We start from the raw sequence: 26,333 nt of genomic DNA, 5'->3' as shown, positions 1-26,333 counted from the left end.
ATCCCTTCATCAAGACAAAATAAAGCCTGCTGATAAGTGCAGTTTTTGCTATTTATCGACTTTCATAAAAAAAAATCAATAAAAGGATAAAAAAGGCGTTTCTAGACTTTGCAAAAATAAAATAATTGCCTTATGTTTGCATTGTCAAAACGAGGAAGAGTGCCTGAGTGGCCGAAAGGAACAGTTTGCTAAACTGTCGTACTGGAAACGGTACCGAGGGTTCGAATCCCTCCTCTTCCGCCAAGACAAAACAAAGCCCGACTATTGGTCGGGTTTTGTTGTTTATGGACTTTTGTAAACGTAAGTTTTTAAAAAAAGTATATAAACAATAAAACTAATGAACGGAGTGAATGGCTTTGTTTTGTATTGAAGCCCCCCCCTTTTGGGATCATGAAAATAATCCCTCCTCTTCCGCATCCTGATAAAGAAAATATATCAAAACCCTATAAATTCAAGGATTTATAGGGTTTTTCTTTTTATACACCTATCGTTTTTTTCAATACTTCTCATTTCTAGCGAGACCCTAGCGAGACCCTAAAATTTGGCTAGCTAGGGTCTCGCTAAAATGAACCGCTAGATGAATACCGCACAAAGGCATGACATGACCAGATGCTGAACATCTTGACAGTTTATATCCAATAGAATAAATTGAATATTGAAATAAAACACCACCACAATGAGCAATCAAGTTACTATCTACATGTATACTCGTGCTGTAAAAGCTAACAAAGCAGGACTACATCCCATTTATGTCCGCATAACCATACAAGGTAAACGAACCGAATTCTCGACCAAAGAAAGCAAGTAAAAGAGCGTCTCTATATTGATGTTAGATTTTAGATATTTCATAAATTTAAAGTATATTAACAACTTAAAATAGGTTTAACAAAACAACATATGCATTGCGTCATTTTTTGAGTTATCTGCTAACATTTCCAAGCATAATCGATAGACTGGACGATGAAAAAATTATTTAGTGCAATAAGGAAAAAAGAAATTAACGAAATTTCTAAGATTCTCGACAAAAATCCGGAATTAGTAAATTGTATTGCAAAAGGAATATCTAAACGCGATGATGGAGAAATTCCTTTACAGACTGCAATTAAAACTGAAAACTTTGACATAGCTAAACTACTAATTGAACGTGGAGCTGATGTAAAATTTATGGAAACAGAAATTGAAGATGAAGATTGGAGAAAACCGGTTTTACATTTCGCAATTGAAGCAGTTATTGCCAATTCAAGAGATGAAATTTACATTCCTAAATATAGTCCTCAAAATAATTCTGGCTTTTTAGGATTATTCAAAAAAGACCAATGGACGGTTAAAAGTGAACCTACAAAAAAATATCGAGAGGCATTTGAAATTATGAAATTACTAATAGAAAAAGGTGCTGACATTCATTCATCTACTTCAACTAGTAATTATCAAATAAGTGCTAGCGAATTTATATGTAATCGCATTGCAAATTATCATTTTGACAATAAAAGACCACTGGTTAAAGAAACAATAGATGATTTATATCCGATATTTGAACTATTCAAGATAACGAAAATTACTGACTTTGATTTACCAAGTGTTAGCGAAAGAGGAAATACGGTTTATGAAGGTTACAAAAATTTAATTGACCAAATTTTCGAATAAAATTATGCCTTCACATACAAGGGTTTTGCCGAATCGATAGTCGCAAGCGTATCGCGAATCTGCAAAATAACAAATGACCATTTTATTAAAATTTTAGATGCAATTTACGAATTAGGCGAAAGTTGTAAATTGGTGTTAATTGATTGGAAAAGTCTGGAGCTAATAGACCTAACTGACAGAAATAAAATTGAAAGAATATTTCCTCATCTATACGAAATAATATGACAAGCAATAAACAACTGACACATATAAGCAAGTTTTTAAGTTTGGTCCTAAGACACCAACCTAAAACAATTGGTATTCAACTTGACCAAAATGGTTGGACCGACGTTAAAGAATTAATTGAAAAGGCAAACGAAAATGGTATAAGTTTCGACCGAGATACACTTAACTATATTGTTGCGACAAATCCAAAAAAGAGATTTGCTTTTAATGAAACGCTTGACAAAATAAGAGCAAGTCAAGGACATTCAATAGAAATTGAATTAGGCTACGAGAGCCAAAAACCACCTGAAATTCTATATCATGGAACAAGCGAAAAATCAGTACAATCAATAATTGACAAAGGACTTGAAAAGCGGAGCAGACAGCACGTTCATTTGAGTAGCGACATTGAAACAGCAATTAAGGTTGGACGAAGACACGGAAAGCCTGTTGTACTTAAAGTTCTTGCTGAAAAAATGTACACCGACAATTTTCAGTTTTTCATTTCGGCCAATGGTGTTTGGCTGACTGACCATGTACCTGCGAGATATTTAAAGTCGAATAAAATAATAAAAGTTGGTAACAAGTAATGGGGTATTACATCTTGTCTTTTTTTTGTTTTAATGATTACATCGCAGATGACAATAGTGGGCAGAATGTACATACTTCAAGTTTTGTGCTTTGGTAGAAATTTGTATTTGAGTTGAAAGTTTCGGCTCCGAAATCCGCCATTGCGTAAAGCACCGGAACGTTTTGCGTCAGCTTAAAAACAATCCCGTGCAAATAACAACAGTCCTCCTACTCGTTTTAATTATAAAGCTAGGGTTTGTAAGCGTTGTAAATTTCATCAACACTTTTGATACACTAACGTCGTTATATTGATGTTGGATTTTAGATATTTCATGAATTTACGGTATATTGATAACTAAAATAAGTCTAATAAAACAAAATATGCATTGCATCAATTTTTGAGTTAGAGGTAATTTTAAGAAACACCATAGAAGGGAAAAGATAATAAATGGAAGTGAAAAGTTATTATTTATCTAATTTTAGGTCCATAACTATAGGAGTAATTTTTATAATTATGGGCATTGCCACAACATTTATTGGGTTTGATATAAAAAGGTCATTTTGGAATAACTTTCAAAGCATGATTATTGATTTCAGAGGTATAATGCATTTTATTGTCTCGATATTGTTATTGCTTTTCAGAGCTGGCTTCATCTTTTTTGGATATATTACTATAAAATATAGAAGTAAAATCATTAGAGCAAAAACTGATGACAAGGGATTATATTTTAAGGAAATTACAGTAGGTAATAAACTTGAAAGATTATCTTTTGACCTAAATCCATTGACACTTTTACATTATTCAAAAATTACTAATATATATTATGTAGAAGATTTCTGGAAAGGAAACTATTTGGAAATAGAAACAAGTTCAGGACGAAAAATATTGACCGCGCTAAATGTCTTGTCTAAGTCAGACAAAAATGAAATTTATAATACTGTTAAGAAGCAAATAAATAAAAAAAATTGCTAACATCGCTTTAACTATAGTGGAGCTCAACTGCTAAATTTCAGCATGAGTAATTCTAGTAATCTTCAGTAATAATTTGAGCGGAATTGCGTACAATTCTCCACAATCGACAAGCTGTAAGACATTGGGCGACATTTCAATAAATAAAATAATAAAAGCTAAAAATAAGGTAAAATGAATTCGTCTTTTATAAAATTATCATTCACTATTTCAATTGTAAGTTTATTAATATCTTGTAAAACAAGCAAAATATCAACTGATACAAGTAAAACTTTAAATGAGGTTGATATATATGTTGTAGGGTACGAATACAATGATAGCAAGTTTGAATCTTCAATAGAAGAAATTGCAGACGAGGTAGGCATGAAACACGTAGCAAAACTATGGAAAAATGGTAAAGACATTCACTTAGAAAACAGTGAACTATATTCAGATGCTAAATCCGTATTTGTAAACAACAATAATGTTTATATTGTAGGATCAATTATACTTGATAATGAATACGTTGCAACTATTTGGAAAAATGGAAAAATACAAAAATTAACAAACGGTAAAACTGCTGCTCATACCAGTTCTTTGTTTATAGATAAGAACAATATTTATATTCTTGGTGCTCAGTATAATACAAAAAATTATATGATTAAAGTATGGAAGAATGGTGTTTATACTGATATAACAAATGGAGAAAACCCAACAGATGATGCTTCGATTTTTGTATATAAAGGAGATGAATATATATGTGGACACGAACAAACCGGAAATAAAAGTAAACATTACAGAAATAATAGTGTAGCTAAAATCTGGAAAAACGGAAAACCACAAAATCTTAGTAATGGATTAAATGATGCTTATGCGCTCTCGTTATTTGTTGAAAATGGTACCATTTATGTTGTGGGATATGAAATAGAAAATGATAAATATATAGCCAAATTATGGAAAAATGGAAAATCTCAAAATTTGTCTGATGGCCTAAATGATTCATATGCAAGATCCATATATATTTGGAACAATGATACATATATAGTTGGTAGTGAAAATATTAATGGAGTTGAAGTGGCGAGATTATGGATAAATGGAAAAGTACAATCCATTACAGATGGAAAACATCACGCTGTTGCTAATTCAGTTTTTGTAAACAACAATAATATTTACATCGGAGGATATGAAAAAAATGATAACGACAGAGATGTGGCGAAATTATGGATAAACGGGGTTGCTAAAAACCTAACTGATGGTACAAAAAACGGATATGCACAATCTATTTTTGTTGAAATAAAAAAATAAAAAACGATCGACCAACAAGATTTGCCTTTTATACACCTATCGTTTTTTTTCAATACTTCTCATCTTTAAAGAGACCTAACGAGCCCCTTAAATTTGGTCATCTAGGGTCTCGATAAAATGAAATACTTTGTGAATTGTTCTACTATTCCCCTTTGGGTTCATTTAAATAGTTTTTTCGTATTTCCACTACCCCACCTTTAGCTCCAAAAAAGCCACCATCATGAGCAATCAACCGATGTCCTTGATTATAAAAAGGATTGATCAGGAATCCGTAGCCAAAGTTTTATTGTTTATGGACTTTTGCAAACCTAAGTTTTAAAAAAGCCCATAAACAATGAAATAACTTGATACCCTATTGCACTGCAAAGAGGTAAGAATCCATAATTATTGTCAAGGAATTCGTTAAAAAAGAGTAAATTGTTTTTGATAACTTAACGTTGAATTTCTAGGTATTCAATATTAAAAAGAATTGTCATGAAACTTTCGTCAAAAACAGCGCATATTCTAAGTCAGATCACCACAACAACTAAGCTTGGAGACTTAAGAAAAATTGCGAAGGAGATCAAAAAAGATCACGAATTAGCACTGGAGTTATGGTCTACACCTGATTTTTTAGCAAGGCTATTGGCCATTCTGATTATGGATAATAAGCGCATTTCACAAGACACCGTCAATCAGCTCGATCAGGATATGCTTATGATGCATCCACCCGAAGAACGGAATCAGCTTATGGATTGGCTTATGGCAAACCAACTGACTAAAGACAAAAAAACGATTGCACTTATTGAATCCTGGCAAAATAGTGTATCACCGCTACAAAGGCGGATATTCTGGTACTACCAAGCCCGTTTAAGATGGACAGGACAAATACCTCCTCCTAATTCACTAGAATTATTAAATGAAATAGAAGCCAAAATTGCCAGAGAAGAGCCAGAAGTACAATGGGCAATGAATTTCCTAGCAGGATGGATTGGCGTTTATGAAAAACAATACCGAGACCGGTGTATTGCAATCGGAGAAAAAACAGGCCTCTATAAAGGTGATATGGTATCAAAAGGCTGTACACCAAATTATTTACCAGAATTCATTGCTATAGAAAGCAACAAACGAAATTTATAATCCAGTTAACAATTTCTAATCAACATTAGATCAATTCAATGCGTTATGATAGGATCACTAATAATCTCCTATCGTAACGCTATTGCTATTTTTAGTGCTTACGACTAAAATCAACTATTGAATCCCTCCATATCGCTGCAGATATCGTATACTGGTTACCTCAAAAATAGTTTACCTATAAATCCTACATCAAATATCAATTCAAAAAAATAAACAATTTTAAACCAAGTACTTTGTTATACTATGTATTTTCTTTAGCTTAGCTCCATGGATAATGACTTTGTAAATAAATGGACTTCACAGCTCAAAAAGGGAACCTTATCTTTTGTTGTTTTAAGGATCTTAATGGATAAGCGTGAATATTATGGCTATGATCTAATTAACGAAATAAAAAAAAGGACGGCCATTGAAATCGCGGAGGGCACATTATATCCGTTGATGAACAGACTTAAAGATGAAAAACTTGTTGACTATAAATGGGTAGAACAGAATTCAGGAATTCCCAGAAAATATTACAACATCACAAGTTTAGGTCAGGAAACAGCCGAAGAGATGAAAAAATACTGGATCACATTAAACGACACCATCAATTCAATCTAATATGAAGTTTAAAGAAATAGAATTTGAAAACAGGAATTGTACACGGATATACCGAGATTACCTTAAACGTGTCCGAAATACTGTTAAGGTATTAAATGAACAAAATCAACAGGAAATTTTACTGGAGATAAACAGTCATCTTTTCGAAGGCTTTTCAGATAATCCCAATGGTCGGGACGAAGTGGAACATTTATTAGATATTTTAGAAAAACTCGGACAACCGGAAGAATTTCTAAAACCTCTGGTAGCAAATAAGAAACTGGAGGAAGCAACACGCACTTTCAATCCTCTCGAAATAGTGAAAGCTTTAACATTAAATATTAGCAACGGAATTTCCTATATAATATTTGCAATACTATATCTATTTTTATTTGGATTTCTTTTTTTAATCATTGCTAAACTGATCGACCCGGATCACGTGGGACTCTTTTATCGTGCAAAGGACATCTTTATACTCGGGCAATATAATAATTCAGATGGTGTCAGTTATCTTCAATATGAGCGCTTAGGAAATTGGTTTATCCCTTTAATGGTTGTAGCCTCGATCACATTATATATACTATTAACCTTACTGTTAAAATTGAAAAAAAATATAAACCACAAACCGTTATGATTAAAAAATATCTCTTCTTGTTATCCTGTTTTTTTGTTTCGACATTGACAAATGCCCAACAATTTGACACGAACAAACTCGATTTGTATTTCAGCTCCCTGGAGAAAGCTAATAAATTTATGGGAACTGTTGCAGTGTCGAAAAATGAAAAAATTATCTACAGTAGATCCATAGGTTATTCCAATTATGAAAATAATACCAGATCTAATGCTAATACCAAATATAGAATCGGTTCAATCTCTAAAACGTTTACTGCAGTACTGATCATGAAAGCAGTTGAGGAAAAAAAACTGGACCTCGCTCAACATATTGATAAATTCTTTCCTTCCTTAACAAACGCATCTGCCATAACAATTGGTCATTTGCTTAGCCATAGAAGTGGTGTCCATGACTTTACGGATGATGAAAATTACATCAACTGGTGCTATACTCCCAAAAGCGAAAAGGAAATGATGGCATTTATTGAAAAGGGAGGTTCGGACTTTCAACCTGATACAAAATCGGAATATAGCAATTCAAACTATGTACTATTAACCTATATTCTTGAGAAAACTTACAAAACGCCCTATGCAACACTTTTGAAAAAATGTATTACTGATCCATTCTCGCTTAAAAATACTTATTTTGGAGGTTCAATTAATACTTCAAATAATGAGGCAAAATCATATACCTTTGAAGATAACTGGAAAGTTGCCAAAGAAACCGACACATCAATTCCTTTAGGAGCTGGAGGAATCGTTTCTAATCCGCTTGATCTGATAAAATTTAGCGACGCACTTTTTTCAGGAAAGATATTAAAAGCCGAAAGTCTGGCATTAATGGAAAACATCCAAGATGGACATGGTCTGGGACTTTTTAAACAACCTTTTTACGACAAGCAAGGATTTGGTCATCGTGGCGGAATAGATAAGTTCACCGCAGTATTTTCTTACTTTCCGAGCGATCACATATCTTTTGCACTGACTTCAAACGGTTCCAATTATAACAATAATGAAGTAGCTGTGACTGTTTTGAATGCCATATTCGGTAAACCTTTTGAAATTCCCGAATTTTCAACATATCAAATAAATGCTGAGGAACTGGCAAAGTATAACGGAGTTTATGCATCCGCTCAAATACCCATAAAAATAACAATTACCAATGATGGCAAAAATTTAACTGCGCAAGCTGACGGACAAGCATCCATGCAACTTGAATGTACTGCGGAAAATATATTCAAATTTGATAAGGCTGGAATTGTACTCGAATTTAAACCTGCAGAGAACGTAATGATTCTTAAACAAGGTGGTGGACAATACATCTTTAATAAAGAAAAATAAGTTTCTATCCAGAGGACATCCTGAATAATAAAAACCCGACAATAGGTCGGGTTTTTAAGTTATTACAAATTGATCAATCTATCAACCTCTTCTGCCGTTTCAATAACATCAAAAGACGTCGTTCCGTGCGTTGACGAAACAATACAAAATATAGTAGTCAAGGTCCTTCCCTGATATTCATTTTGAACAAAATGAACAATGTTTTCGGCTATAAAAAAGATGGGTCTTTCTACTACTTCATCACCTTTTTTAACCCTTTGAGTTAGTTTAATTGATTTAGCCATATGAAGATATATTTTTTAACTAAATATACAAAAATCAAATTCTTATTCCAATTCATAATTTCCCCCTATTCTCTTGAGAAAAATTGACACGAAAGCTTTCTTACTAGCTATGGTAATGTCGCATTAAACAACAGCTAAATTTCAAAATAGAAAATCCTACTATCATAACAGATGATCATAGATTTGCGGTAAACATCCACACTATATAGGCCCGTATTTATATTTCCGGTCAATTTAGTTTATTCCTAGTCGTAAATGCCTATTTTTGCAGATCATGAACGAAGATCCTATTATCATCATTGGTGCTGGTCCAGCTGGACTGATGGCTGCGCAACAACTGGCAACAAGAGGTTATCAGGTACACATCTATGAAAAAAATAAAGCTGCGGCAAGAAAATTCTTAGTCGCTGGTCATGGCGGATTTAACCTAACGCATAGTGAGCAAATAGAAAACTTCGTTACTCAATATGATGCCGCGGAAATCCAAAAGATCGTACGCCATTTTGATAATAATGCTACTGTGGAATGGCTTTCATCAATCGGAATTCCGACATATATTGGCAGTTCTGGAAAAATATTTCCCGAAAAACATATAAAACCCATCCAAGTTTTACAAGCATGGCTAGATCATCTCAACCAACTGGGAGTCATCATTAACTATGAGTACAGTTTCGTGGATTTTGATGCAAATTCTGTCATATTGCTGCACAACAAAGAAGTTGTCCGCAAAAGTTATCGTCAGCTCATCTTGGCACTAGGTGGTGGCTCATGGAAAAAAACAGGATCAGATGCTTCATGGATTCCGATTCTGACAAATAAAAAGATAAACATTACCCCTTTACAAGCGGCCAATTCGGGATATAATACGACCAATGACCTGAGCGATCTAGAGGGACAGGTATTAAAAAACATTCAGGTTGCATTTAACGGCACGAGTAAATTAGGAGAAATTGTTTTTACAACCTATGGAATAGAAGGGAGTCCGCTCTATTATATGAACCGCTATAGCAGACCATACGAATTCCCGATCACACTTCATATTGATCTCAAGCCCAATGTGTCATTAGATGCAATTTTAAAGCAGATGCAATCTGGCGGAAATATAAGCTCACTATTAAAAAACAAACTTAAACTTTCATCCACTGCAGTTGCGCTATTAAAGAAATTGGATAAACAAACATTCACAGATGCAATAGCACTAGGACAGCACATTAAAAACTACCCTATCCAAGTATCAGGATTAAGACCCTTAGATGAGGTGATCTCTACAGCTGGAGGTGTACCCTTTAATGAACTGAATAAAGACCTTTCATTACATAAATTTCCTTTGGTATACTGTGCCGGCGAAATGCTAGACTGGGAAGCACCAACAGGCGGATATCTGCTACAAGCTTGTTTTAGTACAGGTGTTTGGGTTGCTACATCGATCAGTAAAAATCACCCTTTAACAATTTAAGGGTTTTGATTATCGCAAGGAGGACGAACTTATGCTCCAAGTCCCTTCTATGAATAGGATTCTAACTTGACGTACATAAAAAATGCTTAACTACAGCTATAACACAAACTGTAATTAAGCATCTAATGCTAGCAATTGGACGCTTAATGAATCATGATAATGGCCCATTTGGTCGCAATAAAACTACGTTTACTTTTTAACAACCTTATTGATCAATTTTTGATAAGCATCGGCTATTTTTTTCATTCCGATATCATTTGGATGAGCAGAATCTACGGTTGAATTAATATCTAAACCAATTTCCCTATTTGTTAGTAGATAGAGATTTTTATCTCCAGATTGCTTAATACGATTTACAAATTGGTTAGCGACAGCACTGCTCTTTTTATATTCTTCGTTAATATCTAAATTGAAGATGGCGTTATTAAATCCTGAGCTATGCTCGGTAACAATAATCGGTGTCTTCGGATGTTTTTTTCGAATTTCGGTAACTGCATTAGACAGTAAAGAATCCAGTTGCTGTGCTGTTCTATCTTTCGTTAAAGCTAGATTTGGAATACAGTCCAATATAAAAACAGCGGCATCCACTTGATTGATATGATCGATAATAGGTTGTTCTAAACGACCATTACCCGAAAAGGCAACATTGATGACTGGGTTTTTAATAGCTCTACCTAGCATATTACTCCAGGCTAATCCAGGTCTAGTAGCACATGCGCCTTGAGCGATTGAAGTTCCGTAAACAACAACTGGCTTACCTTCTTGAACAACAAATTTAAAACTCTTATCAGACCCTACTCCTATTTCCAACCATTCCACTGTATTGTATAAAGGCAGGTATAAGCGATAAGTAAAATTTGAATTTTTGCCTAATGCTTTGTAATTATAGGTTACCGTATCAGCAAAATTATAGTTACCAAATGCCCAGTTCCAATTACCCCTATCATCTTGCGCATATAAATCGACACCACTAACACCAATCGTAGGCATATGTGGCATATTTAAAGATCCGCTTACTTTATAGCGTACTTTAATGGCTTCCGCATCGGTCTGAAAGTCAACATACAAACCGGCACTATTGGTACCTAAGCTCCATACAGGAGATCGCACCTGACTTTTCAGGCTCTCGGGCAAACGGTAATAATTCGATAATTCTTCCGTATGAATACGTCCTTGAATCACCTTATTTTTAAGCGGATCATTCCAGTTGATCGATTGTTGAGCAAATGAACTAAAAGCAACAAATAGACTGGCAAAAGATAAAACTAAGTTTAATTTCATAATTTAGATTGAAAACCAAATCTACCAATTATCAGGATAAATAGAAATAATTCTTTTGTATCATTCGAATTACTTTAGTTGCCATAAAGAATTCATCGAGGCAACAAGAAATAAGTGCATAAAAAAAAGTCATCGTTTAGAACGATGACTTTTCTTTATGATAAAAGCTCTTTAATTAAAGAATAGCTTGTCTTACACGAACTAACTTTTCCATTAAGTCTTCTAAGTAATCTAAATGTAGCATATTAGCGCCATCAGATTTTGCTTGTGCTGGATTTGGATGAGTCTCAATAAATAAACCATCAGCTCCAACTGCTATTGCAGCTTTTGCGATCGTTTCTATCAATTCAGGTTTACCACCCGTTACGCCAGAAGTTTGATTTGGCTGTTGCAAAGAGTGTGTACAGTCCATAATAGTCGGTACACCAAAACCTCTCATCTCTGGAATTCCTCTGAAATCAACAATTAAATCCTGGTAACCAAATGTATTACCGCGATCTGTTAATAACACGTTCTTATTGCCCGAGTCAATAACTTTATCAACAGCAAACTTCATCGAAGCTGCATTTAAAAATTGTCCTTTTTTAATGTTTACTACCTTTCCAGTCTGCGCTGCTGCAACAAGCAATTCTGTTTGGCGGCATAAAAAAGCTGGAATCTGTAGAACATCAACATATGCTGCAGCTAAAGCTGCTTCATGACTTTCATGAATATCTGTTACAGTGGGTACACCAAATGTTTTACCAACCTTCTCTAAAATACGCAAAGCTTTCTCATCACCTATTCCTGTAAAAGAATCAACACGCGAACGATTTGCTTTACGGTAAGATCCTTTAAATATATAAGGAATATTTAAGCGGTCTGTAATGGTTACGATTTTCTCTGCGATTCTTAAAGCGATTTCTTCTCCCTCTATCGCACATGGTCCTGCCATTAAAAAGAAATTCGTCGAATCTCCATTTTTAATTTGAGGTAGTACTGTATTTATCATTTAATATATGCGTTTCTAATTCCCTAATTCAGACATGAACTTTATTCGCATCAGTTGAATATCTTCATACGAATAATCATCTCCACCTAAATCTTTTAAAGCTTCATCAATAGAATCCGAATCTGCTTGCTTAAAATAATCGTAGACTTCATCTTGACGATCTTGATCGATCATCTCATCAACGAAATATCCGATATTAAGTTTGGTACCAGCATTTACAATTGTTTCTACTTCTTTCAACAATTCTTCATAGCTAATTCCTTTTGCGGCTGCGATATCATCTAAACCAATTTTACGGTCTATATTTTGAATAATCGCGACCTTAAGCGCTGATTTATTTGCTGTACCTTTTATAACTAAATCTACCGGACGATCAATATCATTTTCTTCGACATACGCCTTGATCAATTCTACAAACTGAGCGCCAAATTTAACCGCTTTGCCGTTACCGACACCCTGTATCTGTTTCAGTTCGTCCAATGAGACGGGATAATGCGTACACATTTCATCCAATGATGGATCTTGAAAAATAACAAACGGAGGAAGTGACTTTGATTTCGCAATCTTTTTACGAAGATCTTTCAGCATTTTCAATAGCTCCGTATCTAAAGCGCCTGTTGAATGTCCAGCATCTTCAGATGATGAATCATCTGAAAAATCCAAAGGACGGTTCATCACAAATTTCAGTGCATACGGATTTTCCAGGTAATGACGACCAATGTCCGTCATCTTTAATAAGCCATAATGATCAATATCCTTTGCTAGAAAGTTATTGAGCACCGCTTGACGAACCAATGATTCCCAATACACTACTCCTTTATCTTTACCTTTTCCGAACAAAGGATGCTCATCATGTTTATAAGCAGAAACAGGTTGATTATTCTGACCCACCATGACATTGATCACGTGTAGATCGTCAAAGTTTTCACCTTGTTCTTTAATAAAAGAAAGAACTTCAAATAACGATTGTTCTGCTTCAAAATAAGTTTTTTGAGCACGACAATTATCACACATATTACTACATCCGGTTTCGTCAAAATTCTCACCAAAATAATGTAGAATTTGTTTACGACGACAGACTGCAGATTCTGAATAATCAATAACTTCTTTTAAAATTTGTGTTCCGATTTCCCTTTCAGCAACGGGCTTATCCTTCATGAATTTCGTTAATTTCTCAACGTCTTTCTCCGAATAAAAAGCTAAACATAGACCTTCTCCACCATCACGTCCAGCACGACCAGTTTCTTGGTAATAACCTTCCATAGATTTTGGAATGTCATGGTGAATCACAAAACGTACATCGGGCTTATCAATACCCATACCGAATGCTATCGTTGCTACGATAACTTCGACATCTTCCATCAAAAACTTATCCTGTGTATCGGCGCGTGTTTTCGCATCCAATCCAGCATGATAAGGAAGTGCTTTGATTCCATTGATATTAAGAACTTCACTAATTTCTTCAACCTTCTTACGGCTCAAGCAATAGATGATACCTGTTTTACCAGACTGTCCTTTTATAAAACGAACAATTTCTTTAACGACATTTTTCTTCGGCCTTACTTCGTAGAATAAGTTACCTCTGTTAAATGAAGATTTAAAGAGCATAGCATCATTCATTTGAAGATTCTTACGAATATCTGACTGCACCTTAGGTGTAGCTGTAGCTGTCAATGCAATAATGGGTATTTTTTCACCTATACCATTGATAACCTGACGAATCTTGCGGTATTCCGGACGGAAGTCATGTCCCCATTCGGAGATACAATGGGCTTCATCGACAGCAACAAAAGATACCGTAATCTGCTTCAGAAACTCGACATTCTCCAATTTCGAAAGCGATTCTGGTGCTACATAAAGTAATTTTGTTTTCCCTGCTGTAACATCCTGTTTGACACGCATGATATCACCTTTGTTCAATGAAGAATTTAAAAAGTGAGCAATACTATCCTCTCCGCCAAATGCGCGAAGCTGATCAACTTGGTTTTTCATCAAGGCAATTAACGGTGAAATGACAATCGCTGTCCCCTCACTCATCAATGCCGGTAACTGGTAACAGATGGATTTACCACCCCCAGTAGGCATTATGACAAATGTGTCCTTTCTCTGTAGTACATTTGTTATGATTGCTTCTTGATCCCCCTTAAAAGTATCAAAACCAAAAAAATCTTGTAAATTGTCGAAAAGTGATTTTTCTATTTCCATCGAGCCTCGGGCAAAAATAAGATAGATAAATGACCAAAAAATCTGTAAAATAACCTATTTTTGTATTCATTCTTTAATATAAAAGTAGATATTTTTTTTGTGAAAAGCAACATCGATATAAAAAATATAGCTATCCAAGCTATACAAGAAGAAGCTAAAGCGGTAGCTGATTTATCACAACGGATTGACGACGACTTTGTTAACGTGGTTAAACATATAATTAACTTACAAGGCCGTGTTATTGTCACTGGGATAGGAAAAAGTGCTATTATCGCACAAAAGATTGTTGCGACAATGAATTCGACTGGAACACCCTCCATTTTCATGCACGCAGCCGATGCCATTCATGGTGATTTAGGGATCATTCAAAACCAAGATTTAATCATCGCAATTTCAAAAAGTGGTACAACTCCTGAAATCAAAGTCCTGGTGCCTTTCTTGAAGCAGACCGGAAATAGATTGGTCGCTCTGGTAGGAAATATCAATTCTTATCTGGCTGAACAAGCTGATTACGTACTGGACACCACTGTTGAAAAAGAAGCATGCCCTAACAATCTTGCTCCTACCTCAAGTACCACTGCTCAGCTAGCAATGGGCGATGCACTGGCGGTATGTCTACAGGAATGTCGCGATTTTTCAGATCAGGATTTTGCAAAATACCATCCAGGAGGTGCGCTAGGTAAAAAATTATACCTAAAAGTAGCGGATCTCTCCGATCAAAATGAAAAACCAAAAATCCCAAGTAATGCCACTATCAGAGAAATCATACTGACCATCACACAAAACAGATTAGGTGCTGTTGCAGTATTGCAAGATGAAAAGATTGTCGGCATCATTACCGATGGGGATATTCGCCGTATGCTTGAAAATCATGAAGATCTTACAGGATTAACTGCGAGCGATATTATGGGGACACATCCTAAAACGATCGACAAAACAGAGCTTGCTGTAAATGCGCTGCATATGATGCGTCAGAATAACGTGTCTCAATTAATTGTTTTACAAGGAAATATGTATGATGGCATCATACATATTCAAGATTTATTAAAAGAAGGAATAATCTAGTCATACATAATGTAATATTATTGTTATCGCGTTCTTTTCTAAGGCAATTACGTATTAAAATTTCTATTTTGGTACGTTGTTTGACATTATCAAAGAGCATAGTTAACAAATTAAGAAGAAGAAGATATGAAAAAGTTTTTAGCCGTATTAACTGTTATTATTGCATTTGTAGGATTTACTGCAATGCAAACAAGTCAGAGCGAATTTAAATTTGAAAAAGAAACACATGATTTTGGAAAGATCGCACAAGGAACTCCAGTATCATACAGTTTCAAATTTTCGAATGCAGGAAGTGAGCCTATCATTATTTCTGATGTTAAGCCTTCATGTGGATGTTCAGTAGCAGAATTTACAAAAACACCAATCAAACCAGGTGACACAGGAACAATTAAAGTTACTTTCAACGCTGCTTCAAAAGCACCTTTTACAAAAAGCTTTACAGTAACATCGAACACAAAAACACCTGTAAAAACTTTATACATCAAAGGAATTGTAGAATAATTACTTTGCGTACATAATTAAAGAAAAGCCACTTCAAGTAAAGTGGCTTTTTTAGTTTTAATTCAGTAGATTTGTTTCGCTAATTTATATAAAATAATGCCATCAATATCAGAAAAAGGGTATAACATGCCCGCATCCCCAATTAGAAAACTAACACCTTTCGCTGATCAAGCAAAAAAAGAAGGGAAAAAAATCTATCACTTAAATATCGGACAGCCGGACATTGAAACGCCAGAAGTAATGCTCAATGCATTAAAAAACATTGATTTCAAAGTTTGGGCCTATACGGCATCTGAAGGAACAGCATCTTACCGCAATAAACTGACGACATACTACAATAAATTAAACTACAATATCCAACCTACTGATATTTTAGTGACAAACGGTGGCTCTGAAGCGATTATGATTGCGATGCAGGCCTGTCTTAACCCGGGTGAAGAAGTAATCATTCCTGAGCCTTTCTATGCCAATTACAACGGCTTCGCATGCTCGTCAGACATTGTGGTAAAACCGATCATGTCTTATATCGACAATGGATTCGCTTTACCTTCTATTGCGGAGTTTGAAAAAGTAATCACTGAAAAAACAAAAGCGATTGCGATCTGTAATCCGAACAACCCTACAGGTTATTTGTATTCTAGAGAAGAACTAGAAGCATTGCGTGAGCTTTGTTTAAAATATGATTTATACTTATTCTCTGATGAAGCCTACCGCGAATTCTGTTATGATGGGCGTGAATTCATTTCACCTATGCATCTGGAGGGATTGGAACAACATGTTGTTGTTTTTGATACCGTTTCAAAACGTTACTCAGCATGTGGTGCTAGAATAGGTTGCTTAATCACAAAGAATAAAGAACTGTACCAAATCGCTCTAAAGTTTGCACAAGCGCGTTTAAGCCCTTCTTTGGAAGGACAAATTGCAGGTGAAGCAGCTGTAGATACACCAGATAGTTATTTTGAGGCAGTGTCTGAAGAGTATACTGCACGTCGTGATACTTTAGTCAACGGCTTAAATAAAATTGAAGGTGCATTTTCACCTAACCCAGGTGGCGCATTTTACGTTGTAGCAAAACTACCGATCGATAACGCAGATAAATTCTGTCAATGGATGCTAGAAGAGTTTGCATACGAAAATGAAACGGTTATGATGGCTCCTGCAACAGGCTTCTACAGCACTCCAGGTGCCGGAATCAACGAAGTTCGACTAGCATACGTTCTTAATCAGAACGATCTAAAAAAAGCATTGATCTGCTTAGAAAAAGGACTGGAAGTTTACCCAGGACGTACACACTAATCAGTGAGTATAGACGATAAAAAAGGGTTGCTCAAATGAGCAACCCTTTTTTATTTAAAACATTTTGACCACTTTATACGTTATATATAGTAATTGATCACTAAATTTTATATAATATGGATAAATTGAAGAAATTTGAATTGATGGAAAAAATTGCGAGAGAATTAGAAGATGTTAGGAAAAGTCAGCAAGCCGTATTAGAAAAAATTGGGAAAATCGAGGTGGATAATATCGAACTTGGAGACCAAAATCTAGAAAAGATTCTACCGGATATTTTTCAACGTACAGCAGACAATTCAGATGCAATCCGTCAACTATTAGATTCTTTCCAAGAAAAAACAGAAGAATTTGGAGAGAAAAACAATGTTGCGAAACTAAAAGAACAACAACAAATCAATAGCATTAAATAAAAAAGAAGAGCTTCCTATTTGGAAGCTCTTCTTTTTGTATATTCATCAATGACAAATGTCAATTGATCTTCTTGACTCATATAAGAATTATCCAGTACAATCGCATCTTCCGCTTTACGCAAAGGACTTTCTTCCCTCGTACTATCAATATGATCACGATGTGCCAGATTCTTAACAATTTCATCGATCGTCACCTGCTCTCCCTTATTGGTCAATTCTAAATAACGTCGGTTAGCACGTACTTGCGGATCCGCTGTCATAAAAATTTTCATATCTGCATCCGGAAATACAGTTGTGCCTATATCGCGACCATCCATCACGATATTGCGTCTCCGCCCTAATTTCTGCTGTTGCTTTACCATGGCTTGACGCACAGCTTTTATTGTACTCACTTCACTCACCATATCCGAAATATACATCTGACGGATCTCATCCGATATATCTTCATCATTAAGATGAATCTCAGTTTTATCATCATTAGGAATGAAATCGATATGAATATTTTCCAACGCCTCAGCTATTGCTTTATCATCTTTCATATCTATTCCCTCTCTGAGAAAATAAAGTGTCACAGCGCGGTACATTGCACCACTGTCAATGAAAACAAATTTTAATTTTTTGGCCAGTGCTTTTGCCACTGTACTTTTACCACATGATGAAAAACCATCAATAGCGATAATAAAGTTATGTCTTGTTGTCATAAAACTAATTCATCCCCCCAATAATCACCCCAAGCTTATTCACTAAAGGAACCAGTATTAAATTCCCTTCTATAATGCTTTCAGGTAGGAAGATGTATTTTTTATCGTAAATAATATTATCAATATAAAAGCTTAACCAATATTCATTGGTTAAACCGAATACCTGTTCATCAATAGCTTCGATTTTTTCGAAAGAATGTGGAGCAACATTACCGATAAAATGACGTAATGTGCTTGTGATCACATTTGCACCATCCTTTTCGCCATAACCTTTTGAAGTAACCAAGACATTTTGAATTTCTTGATTCTTTTCATTAATTAAATAAACATTCCAAACTTTTGACTCCGGGCTTTCACTCTCCAATACAACAGCAATCGTAATATTTTGAACAATGTTTTCAGGTAAATCCTTTTTCATTTCAATTATTTATCTTTAGTCGCTTTCACAGCAGCCTTTGTAGTTGTCTTTTTAACCGCAGTCGCTTTCTTCGCTGCAGGAGCTTTTTTAGCAGGAGCTTTCTTTGCAGTAGTCGCTTTTTTAGCAGTTACTTTTCCTTTGCTTTTAGGAGCATCAGCTTCCGCCCATTTCAAGACATCTTCATACGTGATCTGCTCTACTTCTGTTCCTTTTGGAATTTTCAAATTCTGTTTTCCAAAACGGATAAACGGTCCCCAACGGCCTTGTTCAATTTGAGCTTCAGGATTTTCGTCAAAAACACGAATTACCTTTTCAATATCTTTTTGTCTCTTGTCTTTGATAATCTGGATACACTCTTCCTCTGTCACATCAAGTGGATCAACATTCTTTGGTAAAGAATAAAAAGAAGAATCATGACGGATATAAGGTCCAAAACGGCCAATGGCAACAGTCATTTCCTTTTCTTCAAAGATACCAACCTTCTTTGGAAGCTTAAACAATTCCATAGCATCCTCAAAAGTAATCGTTTCGATCATCTGTCCTTTTCTCAAAGATGCAAAACGAGGTTTCTCTTCATCATCTTGTGCACCAATCTGCACCAAAGGACCAAACTTACCAATACGTACAGAGACAGGTTTACCCGATACAGGATCGACACCCAACTCACGTTCGTTGTTAGCACGTTCAGCATTTTCTAACGTATTCTGTACTTCTGAATGAAAAGGTCCGTAGAATTCACGCAACATATCTGTCCATTCGGTCAAACCATGTGCAATTTCATCAAATTCCTTTTCTACTTTTGCCGTGAAATTAAAATCTACAATGCCTTTAAAGTGTTCAACTAAGAAATCATTAACAACAATACCGATATCTGTTGGAAACATTTTTCCTTTTTCAGCGCCAGTAATTTCAGTCTTAGTAACGGCAGAGATTTCCGTATTTTCTAAAGTCAATACACGATAGTCACGTGAACGTCCTTCTCTTTCTTCTTTCACTACATAACCGCGATTTTGAATCGTAGAAATTGTCGGTGCATAAGTAGATGGTCTACCAATACCCAATTCTTCCAACTTCTTCACCAAAGCAGCCTCTGTATAACGAGCAGGAGGTCTTGTAAAACGCTCTGTCGCGTTCATGCTTTTCAATACGACCGATTGTCCTGTTACCAAAGGTGGCAACAAGGAGTTATCACTATCATCATCATTCGTTACCTCTTGATCATCATCTGTAGATTCAAAATAAACTTTCAAGAATCCATCAAACTTCATTACCTCACCTGAAGCAGATAAATCCTCCTTACGTGTAGAAATAGAAATTTTAGCTAATGTTTTCTCGAACTCTGCCTCACTCATTTGAGAAGCAATAGCACGTTTCCAAATTAAATCGTATAAACGTTTTTCTGCTGCATCACCTTCAATGCTATGTTCAGAAAAATAAGTTGGACGAATGGCTTCGTGAGCCTCTTGAGCTCCAGAAGTTTTTGTTTTATATTTTCTTAACTTATGATAACGATCACCATAAGCAGAACGAATTTCTTTCTCAGCAGCTTCTGTTGCTGTATCACTTAAGTTAACAGAATCGGTACGCATATAGGTAATGCGACCAGCTTCATATAAGCGTTGAGCAACCTGCATAGTACGCGCAACAGAAAATCCTAGCTTACGACTAGCCTCCTGCTGTAGCGTTGAGGTAGTGAACGGAGCCGCTGGAGCTCTTTTCGCAGGTTTTGTTTCCAAACTCTTAACAGCAAATTCCGCTGTCTTACAATCCTCTAAAAACTGCTTTGCTTCAGCCTCTGTTGCAAAACGCTGTGGCAACTCAGCTTTAAAACTATCTTTAACTTTTCCAGTATGGAAAAATGCCACAATACGAAATGATGCTTCCGCATTAAATTTTATAACCTCGCGCTCGCGGTCTACAATTAAACGCACTGCTACCGATTGAACACGTCCTGCGGACAACGATGGTTTTACTTTCTTCCATAACACAGGTGAAAGCTCAAATCCTACCAAACGATCCAGTACACGACGGGCCTGCTGTGCATTTACTAAATTATAATCTATTTTACGTGGATTCTCAATGGCCTTTAAAATCGCAGGTTTGGTGATCTCATGAAATACAATACGCTTAGTACTCTCATCTTTTAAACCTAAAGTCTCAAATAAATGCCACGATATAGCCTCCCCCTCGCGGTCCTCATCGGATGCTAGCCAAACTGTTTCTGCAGCTTTTGCTAATTTCTTTAACTCACTGACAACAGCCTTCTTATCACTCGGCACTTCATATTTTTGTTGAAAATCTTTATCTGTATCAATAGCATCATCGGTCTTCACCAAATCACGAATATGTCCGTAACTGGACTTTACCAAAAAGTCCTTCCCTAAATACCCTTCTATTGTTTTCGCTTTCGCCGGAGACTCTACTATGAGTAAATTTTTAGCCATTTAAATTTGAGATTTGTGCAAATAAAGGCATTTCTTTAACGAATGACAATATTTTTAGTCTTTTTTTACATTATTTAAGGAAAAAAAAATAAATAACCATTTGTTTTATTCCAAAACAAGGGTTCATATTTTTTTATAAAATTCTGTTTTTTACCCGTAGAAATTTAACAAACAAGCTTTAATAATACCAAAGACGTACCTCTTTAAATTACATCTATATTGGATGAAATCGTACATCAAATGTATGACCTACCAATTATTGACAACAACCATATAGCTAATAAATGGTTAAGGTATCGTTATAGCTGACGAAAAGATTACCTTGGTTTACCTAACGACAAGAAAACAAACTCCAATCGGTTGGTGACTTTGTAAAAAACAATTTGGAGAACAAAATACTAATTAAAAAATAAATAAAACAAACTTTCAAGCTATTTCGTTTATAATGTAAGGCCCTTCTTTATAAAAGATATACCTGAAAAAGTGAACATTTGATAAACAAAATATCCAAAATCATATCATTGTATGAGCAATTTCAAAAGAAAGACGAATCTAGAAAACGTAAATAAAACTTCAAAATGGGACATTGTTATCATTGGAGGCGGGGCAACTGGGCTTGGTATCGCTGTCGATGCGGCTTCTCGAGGATTTAAAACATTATTACTCGAAAAATATGATTTTGCAAAAGCAACCTCAAGTAGGAGTACGAAATTAGTCCATGGTGGTGTGCGGTATCTCGCAAATGGAGATATTAAACTTGTCTATTCCGCATTGCATGAAAGAGGATTAATTTTCCAAAATGCACCACACTTAGCTAAAATTCAAAGCTTTATTATTCCATGCTATACATTTTTCAGTAAGTGGAAATATCTGATTGGATTAAAAATCTATGATTGGATGGCCGGTGCATACCGGATCGGAACTTCCAGATTTTTATCCAGCAGTCAGGTTGTTGCAAAACTGCATGCTGTCAAACAGGATAATCTAAAAGGGGGTATAATCTACTATGACGGCCAGTTTGATGACTCCCGATTTGCGATCAATCTAGCACAGACAGCAAATTCTCTTGATGCAACAATCTTAAACTATTGTGATGTAAATGCCATTCATAAAGATACAAATGGTCAAGTTTGTGGTGTTTCTTTTACAGATTTAGAGTCAAACCAGAATTTTGAAGTTAAAGCAAAAACCGTCATTAATGCGACCGGAATCTTTGTTGATGATATATTAAAACTGGAATCACCTGTCCATAAGAATTTAGTAAGACCATCTCAGGGAACACATATTGTCATTGACAAGAAATTTTTAGGGGAAGAAGATGCCCTTATGATTCCGGAAACTAATGACGGACGTGTGCTATTTGGTGTGCCATGGCACGACCACATCCTATTAGGAACGACAGATACGCCCTTAGATATTCACACTATTGAACCAAGACCTTTAGAAGAAGAAGTAGATTTTATTTTAGAAACAGCTAAAAACTACCTCAATCCTGCTCCTACCCGAGCAGATATACTCAGTGTATTTGCAGGTTTGCGACCACTGGCTGCACCAGATGAAAGTAATCCAGCTTCAACAAAAGAAATCTCCCGGGACCATAAACTGATCAGCAGTAAATCAGGATTGATTACCATTACAGGAGGGAAATGGACGACATATCGTAAAATGGCAGAAGATACCGTTAACAAAGCCATTCAAATCGGAAAGTTAAATACAGCTCCTTGTATTACAAAAACCTTAAAAATACATGGTTATCTTCAAGAAAAACAGCAGGGACACTGGCAGATATACGGTTCAGATGCAAAGTTAATACAAGAGTTAGCACAAAAGGATCCAAATTTGTCCCAAAAGATTCACCCCAAATTTGATTATATCGCAGCAGAAGTAGTATGGGCAGTAAGAAATGAAATGGCAAGATGCCTGGAAGATGTTTTAGCAAGAAGGATACGCATGCTGTTTTTAGATGCAAAAGCAGCCATGGAGGCAGCTCCCCTAGTTGTTCAGATTATGTCCAAAGAACTTGAGCAATCGAAAACATGGGAAGAAGAACAGCTTGCACAATTCCTTATACTTTGTAAAAACTATACTTACAATTCCTAATCCATTAACAACGCATTTATGAGTACTAAAGAATACATTTTGGCATTAGACCAGGGCACAACGAGCTCAAGAGCAATTATCTTTTCGAAGTCAGGAAAAATAGAAGCGATAGCACAAAAAGAATTCAAGCAGATTTATCCAAAATCTGGTTGGGTTGAGCACGATCCTAAAGAGATTTGGTCCAGTCAACTTTCAGTTTTTACAGAAGTTATGGCCAAGATGAAGATTACCCCAAAACATATCAAAGCCATCGGAATTACAAATCAGCGTGAAACCACTATTATTTGGGATAGAAAAACCGGGGAACCCATCTATAATGCTATTGTATGGCAAGATCGAAGAACAGCAGACTATTGTAAGCAGATCGAAAATCAAGGTCATGGCAATACCATTCAGAAAAAAACAGGTCTTCGTATCGATGCCTACTTCTCCGCATCTAAGATCAACTGGATATTAGATCATGTAAAAGGTGCTAGAGAAAGAGCAAATGTGGGCGATCTCGCTTTTGGAACCATAGATAGTTGGATTATTTGGAACCTAACTGATGGAGCTGTCCATGTAACCGATGTGTCCAATGCATCAAGAACGATGTTGTACAATATCGAAACGTTAACATGGGATAATGAATTGCTGACCATATTTAACGTACCTGCAAGTATCCTTCCTAAAGTTGCCTCCTCGTCAGAGGTATATGGACATACTTCGGGTCAGATCCTTTCCAGTAGTGTACCTATTGCAGGGATTGCGGGCGATCAGCAAGCGGCACTATTTGGACAAATGTGCACCCAAAAAGGAATGGCAAAAAATACCTATGGAACAGGTTGCTTCTTATTAATGAACATTGGCTCAAAACCAATTTTTTCGAATAACAATTTAGTCACTACGATTGCTTGGAGAATTGGAGGAAAGGTAACATACGCTCTGGAAGGAAGTGTATTCATTGGAGGAGCTGTTGTGCAGTGGTTACGAGATGAATTAGGTATCATCAAAACTTCTGCAGAAATAGAAAAATTGGCTGAAAGTGTAGCGGATAGCGATGGTGTCTATATGGTTCCGGCTTTTTCAGGTTTAGGAGCACCACATTGGAATCCTTATGCACGTGGTACGATATTAGGGCTTTCTCGAGGCACCAATGTCGCTCATATTGCCAGAGCTGCGCTAGAGGGAATCGCATTTCAAATAACAGATATTCTGACAGCCATGCAGTCTGATTCAAATATTGAAATCAAAGAACTTCGTGTTGATGGTGGCGCAAGTGCGAATAATTTCCTGATGCAAACCCAAGCCAACTTTCTCAATACAATCACTATACGTCCTGAGGTAACAGAAACGACAGCACTTGGAGCAGCATATTTAGCCGGTCTAGCGGTTGGATTTTGGCCCAGTGTGGAAGAAATAGCAAAACAATGGCAAATTAACAGAACATTTACACCAATACCAGATCCATCAATTGAACAATCATTGCGAGAATGGAAGCGCGCTGTAGAGACAACCAAGTTTTGGGCTAACTACGATCTCAACGCTTAACAACAGTTATTATGAATGTACTAATCGCAGAATTTATTGGGACAGCCGTGCTCATTTTATTAGGAGGAGGAGTTGTCGCAAATGTTGTATTAAAAGATACTAAAGGGAACAATTCAGGTTGGATGGTAATCAGTACAGCTTGGGCTTTAGCGGTATTTGCCGGAGTAACGATTGCAGGACCCTATAGCGGGGCGCATCTTAATCCTGCTGTTACGCTTGCTAATTTAATATTGAACAAAATGACCTTAAGTTTAGGACTTCAATACATCACAATGCAAATTTTAGGGGCTATGTTTGGTTCATTTATCGTTTGGTTGATGTACAAAGATCATTTCAACCAAACCGAAGATGCAGGAGCCAAAGAGGCCGTGTTTTGTACAAGACCTGCTATCTTTAATCCTAAAATTAATATCATCAGTGAAATTGTAGGTACTTTTGTCTTAATTTTTTGCATCCTACATTTCACTGAACCAACTATCCAACAAGGACAAACTTTGGGCCTAGGTACTATAGGAGCAATACCTGTAAGTTTTATTGTTTGGGTAATCGGATTATCTTTAGGCGGTACAACCGGGTACGCCATCAACCCTGCCCGAGATTTAGGCCCTCGAATTACACACGCTTTATTACCGATAAAGAATAAAAAAACATTTAATCTAGCATATGCCTGGGTGCCTATAGTCGGTCCACTTATAGGCAGCACTCTTGCCACATTGATCTATTTATGTATAAATTAAGACGATTAAAATTTGTCCAATTGGAAGAATAAAAATCCAATATTCTATAATAAATATCATAATAAGCATTAAGAATAACCTAATCAAGCTAAATAAACTGGATTAGGTTATTTTTTATCAAGTATAATGAAAGGGAATCCTATTGCCCGTAAATCATGTGATCTCAAATAGACTATCATATGCTACATACAAAACTGAATAGCTAAGTGATAACGAAGAAATAAAAAGGCAGTGCACAAACCCAGCGTTCACGAGAACATAATAGTCCCTAGTATATAAGAAGTATCAAATAGCATTATATGAGTATTAAAAATTAGAGATCGGAAGATATAGTCACATTATGCTTGTCCGATAGGAAGAGGATATGAAAGCTGAATAGGTTAAATGATGAGCATGACGGGCCTGCAGAAGCTACCGAAAGAACAGGAATAGCCCTGTTCACAGCATAAAAAGGTACAAACACAAAAAAGCCTCTGCTGTATAGCAAAGGCTTTTGTATAAAAAAAGGCACCGACCTACTCTCCCACCTGTTACGGCAATACCATCGGCTCTGGCGGGCTTGACTTCTCTGTTCGGAATGGGAAGAGGTAGACA

25 protein-coding genes and 1 tRNA gene are annotated in these 26,333 nt (G+C 35.9%); 18 read left to right on the top strand and 8 right to left on the bottom strand.

Annotation, left to right across the window (positions count from 1 at the left end):
* The first annotated feature begins 153 nt into the window (after positions 1–153).
* From EDF66_RS09560 to EDF66_RS09515, 10 genes are all read left to right on the top strand, one after another.
* Positions 154–243 (top strand) — tRNA-Ser (locus EDF66_RS09560).
* A 433-nt stretch (positions 244–676) separates the two neighbouring features.
* The gene (locus tag EDF66_RS09555) at positions 677–808 is read left to right on the top strand and encodes an Arm DNA-binding domain-containing protein (RefSeq protein ID WP_132842246.1); all 132 of its coding nucleotides are present in this window, start codon (positions 677–679) and stop codon (positions 806–808) included.
* 152 nt (positions 809–960) lie between these two features.
* On the top strand, positions 961–1,644 hold the full coding sequence (locus EDF66_RS09550; RefSeq protein WP_132842245.1) for an ankyrin repeat domain-containing protein: 684 nt from the start codon (positions 961–963) through the stop codon (positions 1,642–1,644).
* A gap of 221 nt (positions 1,645–1,865) precedes the next feature.
* On the top strand, positions 1,866–2,438 hold the full coding sequence (locus EDF66_RS09545; RefSeq protein WP_132842243.1) for an RNA 2'-phosphotransferase: 573 nt from the start codon (positions 1,866–1,868) through the stop codon (positions 2,436–2,438).
* Positions 2,439–2,866: 428 nt separating this feature from the next.
* The gene (locus EDF66_RS09540; RefSeq protein WP_132842242.1) at positions 2,867–3,391 is read left to right on the top strand and encodes a hypothetical protein; all 525 of its coding nucleotides are present in this window, start codon (positions 2,867–2,869) and stop codon (positions 3,389–3,391) included.
* 171 nt (positions 3,392–3,562) lie between these two features.
* Entirely contained in the window at positions 3,563–4,672 is a 1,110-nt protein-coding gene (locus tag EDF66_RS09535) for a hypothetical protein (RefSeq protein ID WP_132842240.1), read from the top strand.
* Positions 4,673–5,146: 474 nt separating this feature from the next.
* Entirely contained in the window at positions 5,147–5,791 is a 645-nt protein-coding gene (locus EDF66_RS09530; RefSeq protein ID WP_132842239.1) for a DNA alkylation repair protein, read from the top strand.
* A 267-nt stretch (positions 5,792–6,058) separates the two neighbouring features.
* Entirely contained in the window at positions 6,059–6,391 is a 333-nt protein-coding gene (locus tag EDF66_RS09525) for a PadR family transcriptional regulator (RefSeq protein ID WP_021187958.1), read from the top strand.
* 1 nt (position 6,392) lies between these two features.
* Positions 6,393–7,004, top strand: coding sequence for an HAAS signaling domain-containing protein (locus EDF66_RS09520; RefSeq protein ID WP_132842237.1), 612 nt, complete (start codon positions 6,393–6,395; stop codon positions 7,002–7,004).
* Complete coding sequence (locus tag EDF66_RS09515; RefSeq protein WP_132842235.1) at positions 7,001–8,323, top strand: serine hydrolase domain-containing protein; 1,323 nt, start codon at positions 7,001–7,003, stop codon at positions 8,321–8,323. The genes EDF66_RS09520 and EDF66_RS09515 overlap by 4 nt, the downstream gene beginning before the upstream one ends.
* Before the next feature lie 62 nt (positions 8,324–8,385).
* Here EDF66_RS09515 and EDF66_RS09510 read toward each other — a convergent pair whose 3' ends face one another.
* Positions 8,386–8,607 carry a hypothetical protein gene (locus EDF66_RS09510; protein WP_132773120.1) on the bottom strand — a complete coding sequence of 74 codons (222 nt, stop codon included), beginning with the start codon at positions 8,605–8,607 and terminating at the stop codon, positions 8,386–8,388.
* Between the two features lie 274 nt (positions 8,608–8,881).
* Between EDF66_RS09510 and EDF66_RS09505 the strand changes: the two genes are divergently transcribed.
* Positions 8,882–10,063, top strand: coding sequence for an NAD(P)/FAD-dependent oxidoreductase (locus EDF66_RS09505; protein WP_132842233.1), 1,182 nt, complete (start codon positions 8,882–8,884; stop codon positions 10,061–10,063).
* A 189-nt stretch (positions 10,064–10,252) separates the two neighbouring features.
* On the opposite strand, the gene EDF66_RS09500 is transcribed toward EDF66_RS09505, so the two are convergent.
* From EDF66_RS09500 to recQ, 3 genes are all read right to left on the bottom strand, one after another.
* Positions 10,253–11,344, bottom strand: coding sequence for an SGNH/GDSL hydrolase family protein (locus tag EDF66_RS09500; protein WP_132842232.1), 1,092 nt, complete (start codon positions 11,342–11,344; stop codon positions 10,253–10,255).
* Positions 11,345–11,519: 175 nt separating this feature from the next.
* A complete protein-coding gene (kdsA, locus tag EDF66_RS09495; protein WP_132773126.1) occupies positions 11,520–12,335 on the bottom strand; it encodes a 3-deoxy-8-phosphooctulonate synthase in 816 nt (271 codons plus the stop codon).
* Between the two features lie 15 nt (positions 12,336–12,350).
* Positions 12,351–14,540 (bottom strand): DNA helicase RecQ, encoded by a 2,190-nt coding sequence (recQ, locus tag EDF66_RS09490; protein WP_132773128.1) that lies wholly within the window; start codon positions 14,538–14,540, stop codon positions 12,351–12,353.
* A gap of 99 nt (positions 14,541–14,639) precedes the next feature.
* On the opposite strand from recQ, the gene EDF66_RS09485 reads away from it, so the two are divergent.
* From EDF66_RS09485 to EDF66_RS09470, 4 genes are all read left to right on the top strand, one after another.
* Entirely contained in the window at positions 14,640–15,605 is a 966-nt protein-coding gene (locus tag EDF66_RS09485; protein WP_132842230.1) for an SIS domain-containing protein, read from the top strand.
* 126 nt (positions 15,606–15,731) lie between these two features.
* The gene (locus tag EDF66_RS09480) at positions 15,732–16,106 is read left to right on the top strand and encodes a DUF1573 domain-containing protein (RefSeq protein ID WP_021191797.1); all 375 of its coding nucleotides are present in this window, start codon (positions 15,732–15,734) and stop codon (positions 16,104–16,106) included.
* Between the two features lie 96 nt (positions 16,107–16,202).
* Positions 16,203–17,402: a pyridoxal phosphate-dependent aminotransferase gene (locus tag EDF66_RS09475; RefSeq protein WP_021191796.1), complete on the top strand. Its 1,200-nt coding sequence runs from the start codon at positions 16,203–16,205 to the stop codon at positions 17,400–17,402.
* Positions 17,403–17,518: 116 nt separating this feature from the next.
* Positions 17,519–17,812 carry a hypothetical protein gene (locus EDF66_RS09470; RefSeq protein WP_021191795.1) on the top strand — a complete coding sequence of 98 codons (294 nt, stop codon included), beginning with the start codon at positions 17,519–17,521 and terminating at the stop codon, positions 17,810–17,812.
* 14 nt (positions 17,813–17,826) lie between these two features.
* On the opposite strand, the gene cmk is transcribed toward EDF66_RS09470, so the two are convergent.
* From cmk to topA, 3 genes are read right to left on the bottom strand one after another with little or no spacing between them, the layout of a single operon-like run.
* Positions 17,827–18,513, bottom strand: a complete 687-nt coding sequence (gene cmk / locus EDF66_RS09465) for a (d)CMP kinase (RefSeq protein WP_132842228.1) — start codon at positions 18,511–18,513, stop codon at positions 17,827–17,829.
* Between the two features lie 4 nt (positions 18,514–18,517).
* On the bottom strand, positions 18,518–18,931 hold the full coding sequence (locus EDF66_RS09460) for a hypothetical protein (protein WP_021191794.1): 414 nt from the start codon (positions 18,929–18,931) through the stop codon (positions 18,518–18,520).
* 5 nt (positions 18,932–18,936) lie between these two features.
* Positions 18,937–21,375: a type I DNA topoisomerase gene (gene topA / locus EDF66_RS09455; protein WP_132842226.1), complete on the bottom strand. Its 2,439-nt coding sequence runs from the start codon at positions 21,373–21,375 to the stop codon at positions 18,937–18,939.
* A 525-nt stretch (positions 21,376–21,900) separates the two neighbouring features.
* Here topA and EDF66_RS09450 point away from each other — a divergent pair.
* From EDF66_RS09450 to EDF66_RS09440, 3 genes are read left to right on the top strand one after another with little or no spacing between them, the layout of a single operon-like run.
* Positions 21,901–23,475 carry a glycerol-3-phosphate dehydrogenase/oxidase gene (locus tag EDF66_RS09450; protein ID WP_132842225.1) on the top strand — a complete coding sequence of 525 codons (1,575 nt, stop codon included), beginning with the start codon at positions 21,901–21,903 and terminating at the stop codon, positions 23,473–23,475.
* An 18-nt stretch (positions 23,476–23,493) separates the two neighbouring features.
* Positions 23,494–25,002: a glycerol kinase GlpK gene (gene glpK / locus EDF66_RS09445; RefSeq protein WP_132773138.1), complete on the top strand. Its 1,509-nt coding sequence runs from the start codon at positions 23,494–23,496 to the stop codon at positions 25,000–25,002.
* Between the two features lie 11 nt (positions 25,003–25,013).
* The gene (locus tag EDF66_RS09440) at positions 25,014–25,739 is read left to right on the top strand and encodes an MIP/aquaporin family protein (protein WP_132842223.1); all 726 of its coding nucleotides are present in this window, start codon (positions 25,014–25,016) and stop codon (positions 25,737–25,739) included.
* A gap of 313 nt (positions 25,740–26,052) precedes the next feature.
* Here EDF66_RS09440 and EDF66_RS26255 read toward each other — a convergent pair.
* On the bottom strand, positions 26,053–26,333 hold a 281-nt coding region (locus EDF66_RS26255; RefSeq protein ID WP_207898576.1), incomplete at its 5' end, for a hypothetical protein.

The organism is Sphingobacterium sp. JUb20 (assembly GCF_004342035.1).
Taxonomy (GTDB): domain Bacteria; phylum Bacteroidota; class Bacteroidia; order Sphingobacteriales; family Sphingobacteriaceae; genus Sphingobacterium; species Sphingobacterium anhuiense.
The sequence above is the reverse complement of the archived record's forward strand: the minus strand, read 5'-3'. Positions and strand labels throughout refer to the sequence as shown.